We start from the raw sequence: 14,247 nt of genomic DNA, 5'->3' as shown, positions 1-14,247 counted from the left end.
AATTGAAATTTCCAACCGGTCTGCAAAGCTCCGCACAAACCACTGCGTTCACAAATTCCTATTCCTTCGCATCGCGTTGAATTTAATGCGCGAGCTACTCTGATAGACTTGCTTTAACGGTTATCTCCTCGAGCACGTAAATGGGCCAAACACCATGAAACTCAATCCCTTTAATACCCGCATTGGCCTTGCCCTCGGTGGCGGCGCGGCAAAGGGCATCGCCCATATCGGCGTTCTTAAGGCCTTCGAGGAAGAGCAAATCAGGATTCACTGTATTTCCGGAACCAGCGCCGGCGCACTCATTGCGAGCTACTACGCCTTCGGCCGCCCGGCGGAGTCCATCCTTTCCATTTGCTCCACCCTGAACCTCTCGAAAATCATCAACTTTACCTTCGAGCGCGGCGGGCTTTTCAGCACCAATGCCATTCGGGAAATGATTCATCGGGATCTCGGGGATGTCCGGATCGAAGACGCCAAGATTCCACTGGCCATCTGCGCAACGGATATCGAAACCGGCGAACAGTTGATCTTCCGGGAGGGCAACCTGGCGGACGTTGTTTGCGCGTCCATGGCGGTGCCCGGCCTGTTTGTACCGGTAGAGATCGATGGGAGAACACTGGTGGACGGCGGGCTGGTAGAAAATGTGCCGATTTCACCACTGGCGAAAATGGGGGCCGGCATCACTGTGGCGGTTGATCTCAGCCATGTAAGCCGATACCCGAAGCCTGATAACACCTTCGATGTGATCACCAACGCCATCAACATTGGCATCGATTTCAACACCCGCAAGCAACTCAAGAACGCCGACATAGCGGTACCTCTGGACCTGAGCGGCTACAGCCTGACCAATAATGCAGACCGTGTTGAGGAACTGTACCTGGAAGGCTATCACCCCATGAAGAAAAAGATCCGCCGGGTGCTCTGGTACAAGCGAATGCACGTTGCGATCAGCCTTCTGAGAACAACCCGTACATTGATGCCCTTCAAGGTGCCCGAGATTCTCAAGGAGCTCAAACGCAACGGCTTTGCGGTGCGCAATCGACATTAGCGACTTAATCATCGCCAGCGGTGAACCAAAACGCTTTTTGAAGCCTACTCTTCACACCTGATCATTTTTCGATGCGAACGGAGCTTGCGCATGATTACCGTCCACCACCTGAATAATTCCCGCTCACAACGCGTTCTCTGGATGCTGGAAGAGCTGGGTGTGCCCTATGAGATCAAGCATTACCAGCGTGATCCCAAAACCATGCTGGCGCCCGAAAGCCTGAAGAAGGTTCACCCGCTGGGCAAATCCCCGGTGATTACCGACGGCGATCTGGTGGTGGCCGAATCCGGCGCCATTATTGAATATCTGGCCCACACCTACGGCAAAGACACCATGCTGCCCGAGAGCGGCGGCCAGACCTGGCTCGACTACACCTACTGGCTGCACTATGCCGAGGGCTCACTGATGCCCCCTCTGGTCATGCGCCTGGTGTTTGAAAAGGTCAAAACCAGCCCGATGCCGTTCTTTATAAAACCGGTCGCCAAGGGCATTTCAGACAAAACCAATGAAGTCTTCATCGGCCCGATGATCAAGACGCATCTGGATTTTGTGGAAGACCACCTCGCAAAAAACACGTGGTTCCTGGGTGACAAACTGAGTGCTGCAGATATCCAGATGAGCTTCCCGCTTGAAGCCTCGGTAGCCAGGGGCATTGTCGGTAAGAACAGGCCTCACATCACCGGCTGGGTGAAACGGGTTCACGCCAGGCCGGCTTATCAGAAAGCACTTGAGAAAGGCGGTGACTACGACTTTGCCTGAAGAGGCGGCACAGTCATGTCGAAACTATTCACACACTGGCGCCCATCGGAGTGAGCTCGTCAATAGGTTTGAGCCGCGCTTTACTTTTTCAGGCTGATCTGTTTTGAACCTGTAGAGGAAACTTGTCCGCTCTGGCCCTTGCCGACATATTCGACAGACCCGCCCGCTTTCAGAAAGGCGGCGGTCTGTTCCTCAATTTCGGCGGAGGTCAGGGTAGCTTTCTCGTTTTTCTTGCTCATGATGGTATCCAGGTCAAGGTGGCTTGTTTTACAGCATAAGCCGTTCATTATACCCGATGTGGCTAAAAATTGTTCGCTTCCTAAAGGCCGCGTTCCTGGCGCGCCTCAGCAACAATCTATACGGTGAAACAGAACGGAGGAGTTCATTGCATGGAAACCGCTGACATCTTGCTGGCGCTGCTGTTCGGCTGCATCGGCTTCGGGTATTTCATGTATGGCCGGCGCAGGAAAAACATCGTCACCCGATACTGCGGCATTGCCATGATCATCTATCCTTATCTGGCCAGTAGCGCATGGGAAATGCTGGCCGTAGGGGTCGTACTCATGGTTGTGCCGAGGTTTGTCGAACTCTGAAGTTCGAGGCTTGAATCACTCCGCTGCAGGCAAACTCCCGCCTAGCATGTTTTCAATCACCGCTGCGTTGTAGAAGGTTTCAACGCACCGGATTTTTTGCTCCCTTACACGAAACCAGATTGCCAGGCGCACATCACCAATCGGCTCGAAGTAGGTACGGTAATCCAGGATCGCAAACACGTGCTCACCGTCGGCACTCAGTTGCCGTAGAACCAGGTCTTTCTGAATGGCAAACATACCGAACTGGTAGGCCAACATGTCGTCGCGGCTGAGGAATCGCATGTTGGGCCCCACATACTCAAAGCCCTCTTCAGCAAGCAGATCCTTGGCTTCATCCAAGCGCTGGGCGCGGATATTTTCGATGAACTGAGCCACAATGTCCTTTGGCTGCATGACCGTTCTCCAGGTTCCGGAACTGACAATCCAAACTGCACCCACTAACCTGAACATTAGCCTATTCGGGCCTGCAGCAACACAGTCACCAATCAACCTTGGGCTCAAAACCAAAGCCTTTCAGAACACACCCGTCTCCGCCAATTGCCGTATGATCTGAATGGTTTCCACGTCTGTGGCCACAGACGCTTCATGAAGATACTGATCATAGGGCATCGAGTCACCGCGGTTCTCGATGCTCGCTGTGTGATACCGGAAGCGGACAAAAAGCGCCCCAGGCGCCGGGCTCGGAGCACAAGGCCTTCCCAAACCTGGAATCGGGTCAGGACCGGTAGCTCTGGCTTGGTCAGGTCGTTTATCTGAACAATATGCTCGAACGTCATCTAGTCTCCTGTCAGGTGCAGTACACAACACTGTGCCAGTCCTTTCGCGCGTACGGAACCCGCGATTCAGAGCCCCGAACGGAACACAAAAACGAGGAGAGTCGCGAACAGCGCGATGTTTACTGCCCAGACGATCCAGGAAACCCGGCGCCGTAGACTTGCCCGCTTGATGGGATTAGTCATAACTGAAACGCTCCGATAGGATGTGGTGGGAAGGCGCGCCTCGCTTGATCAGATGATCCTCAACAACATCCATCATGGGTGCAGGCCCGCACATCACAAAGAGCCATTCGCTGAATTCTTCCTCGGAGAAAACCCTGTCGATCAGCGCGCCATCAATGAAGCCGGTCTCACCCTCCCAGTTATCTGGTGGTTCCGACAACACGTAGACCACATCCTCGGTCCCGAGCTCTTTCCGGTGAGCGATCTGATCAATCACGCGATTACCATAGATCAACCTCACCTTGCGGGGATCGTTGGTGGCCCGCATTTGCCTGAGTATACCCAGCAGTGGCGCTAGTCCTACTCCCCCGGCAATGAGGGCAACCCCAGGTTCCGCTCGACCATCAACAGAAAGATTGCCGTAGGGGCCGTCAAGGAAGGCAAGGGTTCCAGGTTCTATCTGGCCAATGGAGCGGGTAAAGTCGCCGAGCTCTTTGATCATGAAAGATACCCGTGGTCCCTCGGCAGGTGCCGAACAAATAGAGAAGGGATTTTCTTTCAGCGAGAAGGGGCTGTGCCCCACATTCAGCCACAGAAACTGACCGGCTTTGTAATCCAGCCCCGCATGCCCTTCAGGCTCCACGGTCAATTCCCATTGCTTCGTTGTCAGCTGGTTCACGGAGACCACGCGCCAAGCGCGTGCCCTTTTCTGAAGGGGAACCCACAGGTAAACCATGAGCAATGACCCGACCGCAACTCCTGTCATTGCCAGCCAAACCCAGGTCATCACTGGCTCTGATCCGTAACGTCCCCCATAGACCGTGTGGTGCAGCAGAAGAAGTGCAATCAAAAGCGCGCCGACCCCGTGCATCAGGCGCCATGTCTCGTATTTATAGTCCAGCTGGGTCCGGCCGATGGCGAGGAGAACAAGGCTGGGAAGAAGCAAAAAAGCGCCAATTCCGCTTAAAATCGCGGAAAAATCGGTTGTGAGCGTCAATTCACGGGTGGGATCCCACGGACGGGGACCTCCCGAGGGCGTTTCCTGGTAGAGAAATGGGTGCACAAGCGCAAAAACCAGGGCCGTACGGGCCATAATCTGATGAAACCGCATCGTCACATCCATTCCGACGCCATTCGAAATGGCCTTGAAACGCCCGGAGAGAATGAATTCCATAAGGATCATCGAGAAGGCGAGGATGCCCAGACCCGAGGCGAGTTCCTGGTGCCATTCGCGCGGAGGTCCCCCAACCGCAGCGGACAGGATCAACGGCAACGTGACAGCACCAAGATATACAACAATCAGAAAAAACGGCTTCATTTCCAGAACCTATACCAACTAAATCGCAACGCAACGTCAAAAATACCCCAGTAACCTGCCGAGAATCAGTACGCTGATCCAGACGGCCAAAGACACCAGGCCACCGACCCGGAGGACCACAGGCATAGGAGCCCTCATCGGGAAGCTCCGTATATCCCGGAGTTTCATTAACCGGCCTACCGCCAACGCATTCAACACACCCAGCAGCACAAGCACAATCTTCGCCTGAAACAGCGGCGAAGTGGCGTAGTCCGGGGCTGCGGTGGTAAACAGCAATGCTCCGCAAACCACCGCCAACGCCAAACCGACCGCGGCTGAGATTCGAAGCACATCGACAAACACCATCACCGGGTATTTACGCCAGAGCCCGAGCAGACGCAGATCCAGCGGCACGATGCCGCCTACCAGTAACGAAACACCGAGAATATGCCCGGCATTCACCAGCGGGTACATGAATATGGAATTGCGTAGGGCCGAAACAAAAGCCAAGTTTTCGATGGAAACCAGCGCTTGCTCAATCATCCCGGGTGTCAGGACGTTCGGCCCGGATACAGGTTGTAGTCCTGCCCGTCGATCACAACCCGCTCCGCCTTGACCAGCCGCTCGCCCTCCCGGGCGGATCGATGGCCATGCACTGTGATTTCCCGGCCCTGACTCAACATCTCTTTGGTGAGTCCGACCCGGTCGTTGCGCCAGGGCTGGCCGACTTCCACAACCCAATCCTCGCCATCCACGCGTATGGTGACCTCGCCATGGGGATTACCCAGGCGTACAGACTGGATGACACCGGTGATTTCAAACTCCTCATCGGTCGCCCACGCCCACCCGTGATGGGCCTGTGCGGAAGAGGCGGCGAGGAAAGCGGCAAGACAGCGAAACACATCAGGTAGGTAAAACGAAGCTGAGGCATATCTAATCCTCCTATCGCGATTGTTCGGGGCAACGACGCACCTGAATCAAACCCCTCAATCAGGTACGCATCTGCCTTCACACCAGACTAGGACAGGGAAGCCTGAAATTCGTGCCCGAACAGCAAAGTACCCCTAAAGCCGAATGACACCCGCCCCCTGATCATGCAACCAGCGCCGCCAGTCCAGAGCCAACATAGCGACACCGCCGATGTAATTGTCGTTGACCAGATAATAAGCAATGGTGCGATCACCCCGATTAAAGTTGTGCATCAGTCGAACCACAAAGTTTCGGCGGGTGGAATTGGATAGCAGGAAATACACGAACTGGCCGGATTGGGCCCTCAAGCTTCCGCGCCCCGACAGGTCTGAATGACGCCACTTATTACTGGGCAGTTTCAATAGCTGGTCGATACCCGCCAGGGAACCATGTTCACGGGCCTGGTTAACAACCCATTTGTTCTCGCGGTGCCGCTCAAAATACAAACCCGACTCATCACGCTCGATGGTCTCCATCTGCTCGGCCAGCCCTTCGTTCAGCCAGGCGGGCGCATAGGGAACGATGGTATCAACAACCGCATGACTCACTTCATGCTTGATGGTCGGAAAGGTAAGAGCCCTGTTTTTCCGTATATAGACGACGATCTGGTTCTCGGAGGACATGTAGATCCCGTAAGAAGCAGCGGCCATCCCCCTGTTACGACGGATGAGGTAATTCCGGTAGGCTGTACTGTCCTTGAGGATCAGGATGTTGACCGGTACCGTCCTGTTCATATCAAAGGACATCACCCGGTCAAAAAACTCATAGACGTTGTTCACACCCTCCACGATCTGCTGGTGTTCCTGTTCACTCAGCTCAACATCAACAGTTTTGATATCGATCTCGAAACGCGACCATTCCGAAACACCCGGCTTAACGTCCACCACTTCCTGCTCAATGCTGTGGTCCTGGCGGTCGCTGAAGTGAACCTTTCCATCCTCATCAACCCATTTATAGATCTTTGCCTGACCTGCGCTCGCAAATAGCAAAAGCAGCGAGAAAAACAGGACGGGATCTATGGTTTTCCTTAACCTTTCAAACACTGCGCGTTACCCAAGGGTGATGGCAAGATGACTCCTTGCCATGTACGTCTTCAATGATGATGCCCACCCGGCCCATGTACGTGGCCGTGTGCAATTTCTTCGGCATCGGCGTCGCGGACTTCCAGGATCTCGATGTCAAAGGTCAGGGTCCTGCCCGCCATCGGATGGTTGGTGTCGACATCGGCAAACTTATGGCCAACCTTGGCAACAACCACATGGCGCGGGCCCTGCTCGGTCCGTACCTGCGCAACCATGCCTGCCTTCCAGCGTTTGGCGCCCATCAAGTGCTTGATCGGCACCCGCTGAATGGCGTCGGGCTTGCGCGGTCCGTAGGCCTTTTCCGGAGTGACGGTGACGCTGAACGTATCACCCGCATCGCGACCTTCCAGGGCCTCCTCCAGGCCCTTGATGATGCCGCCGTGGCCATGGAGGTAAGCGTTCGGCTCACCGCCGTGGGAGTCTTCAACAACGTTATCTTGTTCATCGCGGACACTGTAATGGAACAGGACGACCTGGTTCTTTTCGATTGGCATAGGATTCTCTTCGACGTTTAAAGATGCACCATTGTAACCGGCTGCGGCTTTGACTTCAGAGTGGAAATTGGCTTCATCCCTGCCAATATGCCTTACTCACCTCATCCATTGGAAAGAAATGCTCAATCCGCAAATTCTGAGCGGTGACATCCAGCGGGGTGCCGATGGTTGCGATGGTGGAAAAGATTTTGAGCTGTTGGTCGCCCAGATTCAGTGTGAAGGGAATCGCCGGATAGTCCAGGTGTTCCACCACATGGCTTTTCCAGTTCCGGGGGACGCCGGGGACGGTCAGAGCCTGCTCCAGCAATCGATTGGGCTGATCCCGGAAGGGTCCGGCAAGATGCTCATGATAGACCCGTTGCAGCATGTGGCAGGCAATATTTTCCCAGTCACCCACGAACGGCTTCATGCCTTGCTCATCCAGCAGCGACAGCAAAAAATTTGGCCGGGCCGGGAACTGAGCCCCCAACTCGATCATTCTCGCCATCATCGCCTGCATGGCCTGGTTGGCCATCACCAGATAATACTCGTGGTCGAATACCACGGCCGGGTACGGCAGGTGTCCCTGCAACAGGTGCCCTAGCGCCTCCCGGATCATGGCCATACCGGGCGCGTTCAAATCCTGGTCGGAGTAAACCTGACTGTAACCGGCCGCCGACAAAAGCCGGTTGGTTCCGGCCAGATCCGTCTGCAGCATCTGCGCCAGATGCAACACCATGCCTTTGCTGGGCTTGCTGCGGCCGGTTTCCAGAAAGCTGATGTGTTTGGGTGATACCTCACAGGCAAGGGCAAAATCCATCTGGCTCAGGCGCTTGCCCTGCCGCATTTCTCTGAACAGCGTACCGAAGGCGCTCATTGACTTTCCCGTGAGTTCCGAGTGTTCAATCATTATCGTAGTCGAGGGTAGGCGAAACCATTACCTCACAGGTAATTGAGACTAACACCGCCCGGGTAGAAGCTTTGCAGTGTAGTCCAACCCATTGCGAAACCCGATTGAGGTGATCCCATGAAAAACCTAGTCCGTCGATTCAGCGTCAAGCAAATTATCCTGAGCGATGTCTTCCTCTCCACGCCCCTGGCATTGGCGCTAATCCTGGCTGCAGAGCCGATTGCCCAGTGGGCGGGTGGCCCCGGTGCAACCTTCTACATGGTCGTCGGCATCGTGATGCTGCTGTGGTGCGTGGATATGGCCGCTATCGCCAGCAAGGAACAGTGGCAGGAAAAGTTTCTCAACCTGATGGTAGTGGTGGATGTCACCTGGAGCCTGGTGGCCCTTGGTCTGATGATCTGGTTTGCCCCGAGCCTCCAACCGTTGGGCTGGGTGCTGTTCGCCCTGAACGTGCTGGTTCCACTGGACATGGCTTGGATGAAGCGGATTGCTGGCAGTAAGCCACCCAAGCCTGCGTTCGGATGATGGATCAGCCCCAAAACGCTACCCAGATTGAGTAATTTCTTACCCAATCTGGGTTTTCAATACGCCTTCCGAAAACTACCCCGATAATCAAAAACCCGCTCCTGCACCTGCCAATAATGCTTCTGCTTGCGAGCGATCACGAAATCCGGTGCCGGCAACAGAGCCTGACATTCAAGCACCGTATCCGCTGAGCTGAACACTTTCGGGGCCTGGCCATTGGCAAAACGACGCCCGAAGATCCTGTTGAAGACAGTGCGCTGGCCCGGTTTACTGAAATCAAACGATTCGTTGAGTTCCTCCCCATCCTCGCCGTGATAGGTGATCCTCAACTTGCTCCCGTCAGCGCCCAGCGATATGCCGGCACATCGAATCACCATGGCATCCTTGAGCTTCAGGGCATCCCGGAGCTGATCGTCCGGGTCAATAATGGCTTTGTGGCATTGATGGCAGTTGCGGGCCGCAATGTCATTCTCGGCGCCGCAGTGCGGGCACTCCTTGAAACGAAAACGGTAATCGCACTGTTGCGGGCGCCCGTCCTGCTCCGCGACCTCTAACAAACCCTGGCAGCGACGGCCATAGTGCTCAATCACCCGGCCGTCATCGTCGGCCTTGCCCCAGAAGATGTTGGCAAACCCGCAGCCCGGGCAGAACATCTGCACCGGCTCGCTGTCGGGGTTCGGTTTCGGCTCACCCACTTCCGGGTGATGCAGGTTCACATGGTTGCCGGCGTAATCAATCACCAGGCAATCACGCTTGCCTTCGTCCAGACGAAGACCACGGCCCACAATCTGCTGGTAAAGACTTACTGACTGTGTAGGCCTCAGTATGGCTATGAAGTCCACGTGGGGCGCATCAAAGCCCGTGGTCAGCACGGACACATTGACCAGATACTTGAGCTCCCGCTGTTTGAAGCGCCGAATCAGCAAGTCCCGGTCCTTCAGATCGGTCGCGCCAGTCACCAATGCGGTTTCGTGCTCCGGCAGATACCCGGTAATCTCCCGCGCATGCTCCACCGTGGCCGCAAAGATCATCACGCCCTGCCGGTCGGCGGCCAGCTCCATCACCTGCTCTGTAATCGCGCGGGTTACTCGCTTGTGCTTGCTCAGCAGCTGGTTAACGTCTTTCTCGGCGTACTCGCCAAAACGGTCCTGAGGCAGCGCCGAGAAATCGTATTGCGCCACAGCTGCGTTCACAAGTTCGGGTTTGGTGAGATAGCCGCGATTGATCATGTAGCTCAACGGCAGCTCATAAATGCAGTGCTGAAAGGGCTTGTCGTCCTCACCACGAACAAAGCCCCGATAGTGGTAGCGATAGATCCAGCCCATCGCCAGGCGATAAGGTGTGGCAGTCAGCCCGAGCACTTTCAGGGAATCATTCTGCTCGCGTAAAAGTTCAATGATTCGTTGATACTGACTGGTTTCCTCACCGCTGACCCGATGGCACTCATCAATGATCAAGAGAGAGTATTCATCCCGGAACTGATCGAGATTCGCAGACACTGACTGCACGCTGGCAAAAGTCACCTGATGGTGGCGTTCCTTCCGCTTCAGGCCTGCAGAGAAAACGCCGCCCTCCAGCCCATAACTCTCATATTTCGCGTGATTCTGCTCGACCAGCTCTTTCACATGGGTCAGCACCAGAATCTTCCGCCGGGCGAGACGAGCCAGCTCGGCAATCACCAGACTTTTGCCGGCGCCAGTGGGCAGCACAATAACGGCGGACTCATCCGACTTTCTGAAATGATTCAGCGTGGCCTCGACCGCGTCCTGCTGGTACGGGCGTAGTTTGAAAGGAGCATTCATGTTGCAGTATCTGGCCGTCTTCTGAACGAAAATTTGGCCATACTAGCAGATGCCATTACCTTTACCCTTGGGCCGACACGAGATCCGACCCCTTTTCCTGAATGGCCAACTTGGACCGCCATGAACGACGCTGCGCCAGAGCTACCCATCACGCCCAATCCTGCTGAGAGCGGGCTTTCCAGCCAGCAGGCCAGTGCCCGGCTGGAGGAGTTCGGTTACAACCGGCTGCCTGCCCCTCCCACGCCGGGTGTTTTAGAGTTGTTTGCCGGGCAGTTCCTCAGCCCTTTCATTTACATCCTCCTGATCGCTTCCGGGGTTTCATTTGCCCTCGGCCAGACCCCGAGCGGGGTTTTTATTCTGATTGTTCTGCTGATAAACGCGATCATCGGCACCGTGCAGGAGTTTTCGGCTCAGAAAGCGGCCGCCGCCTTGAAGCAAATGATGAAAGGGACAGCCCACGTGCTTCGGGACAGCCAGATTGTCACCGTTGACGTCGAGGAGATCGTTCCGGGCGATATCGTCTTGCTGTCCTCCGGCGACAAGGTGCCCGCTGATCTTCAGTTGCTCAGCGCCAGCAGCCTGGCAGTGGATGAGTCCATGTTGACGGGGGAATCCCTGGCGGTTGCCAAGAATGTCGATACTACAAGCGATGACAGTACGCCGCTGACTGAGCGCGCTGATCAGTGCTTTGCGGGCAGCATCATCACCCATGGGCGCGGGCGCGGCCGGGTGATCGCTACCGCCTCGGCGACCCAGCTTGGCAAGATTGCACAGGGTGTTACCGGCAAAACCTCGGCCGAGCCGCCGCTGATGATCCGGATCCGCAAGTTCACCTATCAGGTCGCTTTCGGCATTCTGGCGGCTATTGCCGCACTGGCAGGCCTGATGATCCTGGATGGCGGTTATTCCATCGAAGAGATGATCCTCATGACCATCGGCCTGGCGGTTTCGGTGATCCCCGAGGGCCTGCCTGCCGCACTCACCGTTGCCCTGGCCATTGGCATGTCCCGAATGGCAAAACGCAATGTCATCATTCGCAAGCTTGTCGCCGTGGAGGCCCTCGGATCCTGCACTCTCATCTGCTCCGACAAGACCGGCACACTGACCGTTAACGAGCTCACCATTCGCAGGGTTATGCTGCCTGATGGACGACAGTTCGAGGTAACTGGCGAGGGCGTGGCACCGGGAGGGGAAATCACTGGGCATTCCGGCACCGACATGGATGCGACAGGCCAGGAAACACTCAGGGAACTCTGTGTCGCTGGCGTCCTCGCCAATGAAAGCCACCTGGACTACAGCGGCGGCGAGTGGGTTTCCCAGGGGGATATCGTCGACATCGCCTTTCTGGTGATGGCCAAGAAGCTGGGTATGTCCATCACGGACCTTCGAACCCGGCAGGAACAGGTGGCCCTGATCCCTTACGAGTCGGAAAAGGCCTACAGCGGCGTGGTCAACCGGGTTGGCGACCAAACCGTGATTTACGCCAAGGGCAGCCCTGAAAAAATGCTGGCCATGTGTGACCGGATGACCACCGCGGACGGCTCCATAGCCATCGACAAGCCGGCCCTCGAGCGCCAATTCACCGAACTGGCCTCCCGGGGCTACCGGATTATTGCCCTTGCGAAGAGAACCTCCGCGCACGGCGACCATGAAATGGCCGGAATGGTCTTTCTCGGCATGGTTGCCATGATCGATCCACTTCGCCATGAAGCCTTCGACGCGATCGAAAAGTGTCGCACCGGCGGTATTGAGGTCGCCATGGTCACCGGAGACCACCCGGCGACCGCGAAATCAATCGCACAGGAACTGGGCCTGTGTGACGCAGACGCAACCGTTGTAACAGGCCCGATGCTGGATGAAGCCAGCGCTCGTGGCCAGGAGGCCGTCGATCAGCTCATTCGCCCTGCCCGGGTATTCGCCCGCATAGAACCCACCCGAAAAGCCCAGATCGTGGACAGCTTTATGCGGGATGGCCATTTTGTTGCGGTTACCGGGGATGGTGTGAACGATGCCCCCGCCATGCGACAGGCCCATGCCGGAATCGCCATGGGTAAGCGAGGCACCGATGTGGCCAAGGAAACGGCCGACCTGATCGTCACCGACGATAATTTTTCGTCGATTGTCGCCGGCATCGAGCAGGGCCGGGTGGTATACAACAACATCCGCAAGGTCATCGGGCTGCTGGTTGCTACCGGTTTCTCCGCAATCCTGCTCTTTTTCCTCTGCGTCATGGCCGGTCTGCCGATGCCGATGATCGCGGTACAGCTCCTGTGGCTGAACCTGGTTGCCAACGGCTTCCAGGACGTGGCCCTCGCCTTCGAGCCGAAGGAAGGCGGTGAGCTCTCTGTGAAACCGCGCTCTCCCCACGAGCCCGTGTTCGATAAACACATTATTGAGCATGTTCTGGTGGTGGGCTCATGGATGGGCCTTGTTGCCTTCCTCAATTTCCAGTGGACACTCGACCCGGGCCAAACCATTGAGGAAGCCCGCAACCTCACGCTGATGCTGATGGTGCTGTTCGGCAACATTCACGCGCTCAGCAGCCGCTCGGAATTCCGCTCGCTGTTCCGCATCCCCCTGCTCCGCAACCCCTTCCTGATGCTGGCAGTTCCCCTGGCCCAACTGGCACACATCGGTGCCATGTATGTGCCGGGGCTCTCCGATGTCCTGCAGATTCAACCCATATCCCTGGCGGAATGGCTGCAGTTGCTCGCACTTGCCATGAGTCTTGTCATTGTCGAGGAACTGCACAAGGTATTGATCAGGAAGCGGCGACAGTGAAACTGTAGTGAGATCCCGATAAGCTTGGAACAGGTTTTCTTCAGGACACTGAACACATGATCGATTTTCGCAGCGACACGGTCACCCGCCCTACCCCTGAAATGCGCGAGGCCATGGCCAGCGCCGAGGTGGGCGACGACGTTTATGGCGACGACCCCACCGTGAACAGCCTTCAGGCCTACGCCGCCGAACGGCTGGGCTTCGAGTCGGCCCTGTTTACCGCCACCGGCACCCAGGCCAACCTGCTGGCCATCATGAGCCACTGTGGCCGGGGCGATGAGTACCTCTGTGGTCAGTCGGCTCACAACTACCGCTACGAAGGCGGTGGCGCTGCTGTGCTTGGCAGCGTGCAACCACAACCGATCGAGAACGAGCCGGATGGTAGCATCAACCTTGGCAAAGCCAAAGCCGCCATCAAGCCCGACGATTTCCATTTTGCCCCTACCCGACTGCTCTCGCTGGAAAACACCATCGGTGGCAAAGTGTTGTCGTTGAACTATCAGCGCGAGGCCCGCGCCTTTTGCGACGAAAACGGCTTGCTGCTGCACCTTGATGGCGCCCGGGTGTTCAACGCAGCCGTGAAATCCAACTGCGACATTACCGACATCACCAGGTGCTACGATTCGGTAAGCGTGTGCCTTTCAAAAGGGCTGGGTGCACCTGTCGGTTCGCTGCTGCTGGGTTCGAAAGCTTTTATCGAGCGGGCAACACGGCTGCGTAAAATGGTCGGTGGCGGCATGCGTCAGGCCGGCATACTGGCAGCGGCCGGGCGCATCGCCCTGGAGAAAGGGCCGCTTCGGCTGATTGAAGATCACGAGAACGCCGAGTACCTGAGCGCGGGCCTGGCCGATATTCCGCAGCTGGAGATAAACCCCGCCAGCACCCAGACCAACATCGTCTACGCCCGCTGCACGTCCGGCAGAGCCGCGCAGCTGCGAGATTACCTGGCTGACCAGGGCATCCTGATCACGGCGGGAGACCCCATTCGCTTCGTGACGCACCTGGACGTCAACCGCCAGGATGTTGACCGGTTGCTGGATGCTATCCGGCAGTTCTACCAGGGTTGAAGG

General features: G+C 56.5%; 15 protein-coding genes. 6 read left to right on the top strand and 9 right to left on the bottom strand.

Going from position 1 to position 14,247, the window contains the following annotated elements; all coding sequences use genetic code 11:
• The first annotated feature begins 154 nt into the window (after positions 1-154).
• Positions 155-1,048 (top strand): patatin-like phospholipase family protein, encoded by an 894-nt coding sequence (locus ABNF92_RS15110; protein ID WP_349342617.1) that lies wholly within the window; start codon positions 155-157, stop codon positions 1,046-1,048.
• A 90-nt stretch (positions 1,049-1,138) separates the two neighbouring features.
• Positions 1,139-1,807, top strand: a complete 669-nt coding sequence (locus tag ABNF92_RS15105) for a glutathione S-transferase (RefSeq protein WP_349342616.1) — start codon at positions 1,139-1,141, stop codon at positions 1,805-1,807.
• Between the two features lie 80 nt (positions 1,808-1,887).
• On the opposite strand, the gene ABNF92_RS15100 is transcribed toward ABNF92_RS15105, so the two are convergent.
• The gene (locus ABNF92_RS15100; protein ID WP_167352711.1) at positions 1,888-2,046 is read right to left on the bottom strand and encodes a hypothetical protein; all 159 of its coding nucleotides are present in this window, start codon (positions 2,044-2,046) and stop codon (positions 1,888-1,890) included.
• Positions 2,047-2,196: 150 nt separating this feature from the next.
• On the opposite strand from ABNF92_RS15100, the gene ABNF92_RS15095 reads away from it, so the two are divergent.
• Positions 2,197-2,400, top strand: a complete 204-nt coding sequence (locus ABNF92_RS15095) for a hypothetical protein (protein WP_209400488.1) — start codon at positions 2,197-2,199, stop codon at positions 2,398-2,400.
• 15 nt (positions 2,401-2,415) lie between these two features.
• On the opposite strand, the gene ABNF92_RS15090 is transcribed toward ABNF92_RS15095, so the two are convergent.
• From ABNF92_RS15090 to ABNF92_RS15060, 7 genes are all read right to left on the bottom strand, one after another.
• Entirely contained in the window at positions 2,416-2,793 is a 378-nt protein-coding gene (locus ABNF92_RS15090; RefSeq protein ID WP_222465182.1) for a nuclear transport factor 2 family protein, read from the bottom strand.
• Positions 2,794-3,351: 558 nt separating this feature from the next.
• Entirely contained in the window at positions 3,352-4,656 is a 1,305-nt protein-coding gene (locus ABNF92_RS15085; protein ID WP_349342615.1) for a ferredoxin reductase family protein, read from the bottom strand.
• A gap of 36 nt (positions 4,657-4,692) precedes the next feature.
• Complete coding sequence (locus tag ABNF92_RS15080; RefSeq protein ID WP_349342614.1) at positions 4,693-5,178, bottom strand: hypothetical protein; 486 nt, start codon at positions 5,176-5,178, stop codon at positions 4,693-4,695.
• Between the two features lie 8 nt (positions 5,179-5,186).
• Positions 5,187-5,537: a DUF6152 family protein gene (locus ABNF92_RS15075; RefSeq protein ID WP_349342613.1), complete on the bottom strand. Its 351-nt coding sequence runs from the start codon at positions 5,535-5,537 to the stop codon at positions 5,187-5,189.
• Between the two features lie 162 nt (positions 5,538-5,699).
• Positions 5,700-6,647, bottom strand: coding sequence for a DUF4124 domain-containing protein (locus ABNF92_RS15070; protein ID WP_349342612.1), 948 nt, complete (start codon positions 6,645-6,647; stop codon positions 5,700-5,702).
• Between the two features lie 50 nt (positions 6,648-6,697).
• Positions 6,698-7,180: a peptidylprolyl isomerase gene (locus tag ABNF92_RS15065; protein ID WP_291906349.1), complete on the bottom strand. Its 483-nt coding sequence runs from the start codon at positions 7,178-7,180 to the stop codon at positions 6,698-6,700.
• A 73-nt stretch (positions 7,181-7,253) separates the two neighbouring features.
• Positions 7,254-8,036: a helix-turn-helix transcriptional regulator gene (locus tag ABNF92_RS15060; protein ID WP_349342611.1), complete on the bottom strand. Its 783-nt coding sequence runs from the start codon at positions 8,034-8,036 to the stop codon at positions 7,254-7,256.
• A 150-nt stretch (positions 8,037-8,186) separates the two neighbouring features.
• Between ABNF92_RS15060 and ABNF92_RS15055 the strand changes: the two genes are divergently transcribed.
• Positions 8,187-8,594: a hypothetical protein gene (locus ABNF92_RS15055; protein ID WP_349342610.1), complete on the top strand. Its 408-nt coding sequence runs from the start codon at positions 8,187-8,189 to the stop codon at positions 8,592-8,594.
• A 56-nt stretch (positions 8,595-8,650) separates the two neighbouring features.
• On the opposite strand, the gene ABNF92_RS15050 is transcribed toward ABNF92_RS15055, so the two are convergent.
• The gene (locus ABNF92_RS15050; RefSeq protein WP_349342609.1) at positions 8,651-10,396 is read right to left on the bottom strand and encodes a DEAD/DEAH box helicase; all 1,746 of its coding nucleotides are present in this window, start codon (positions 10,394-10,396) and stop codon (positions 8,651-8,653) included.
• Positions 10,397-10,516: 120 nt separating this feature from the next.
• Between ABNF92_RS15050 and ABNF92_RS15045 the strand changes: the two genes are divergently transcribed.
• Positions 10,517-13,177, top strand: coding sequence for an HAD-IC family P-type ATPase (locus tag ABNF92_RS15045; protein WP_349342608.1), 2,661 nt, complete (start codon positions 10,517-10,519; stop codon positions 13,175-13,177).
• A gap of 56 nt (positions 13,178-13,233) precedes the next feature.
• Positions 13,234-14,244 (top strand): low-specificity L-threonine aldolase, encoded by a 1,011-nt coding sequence (ltaE, locus tag ABNF92_RS15040; protein WP_349342607.1) that lies wholly within the window; start codon positions 13,234-13,236, stop codon positions 14,242-14,244.
• Positions 14,245-14,247 lie beyond the last annotated feature (3 nt).

The organism is Marinobacter sp. MMG032, from assembly GCF_040112695.1.
In the GTDB taxonomy this organism is placed as follows: Bacteria; Pseudomonadota; Gammaproteobacteria; order Pseudomonadales; family Oleiphilaceae; genus Marinobacter; species Marinobacter salsuginis.
Note: the sequence above shows the minus strand (reverse complement) of the source record. Positions and strands in the feature narration are given on the sequence as shown.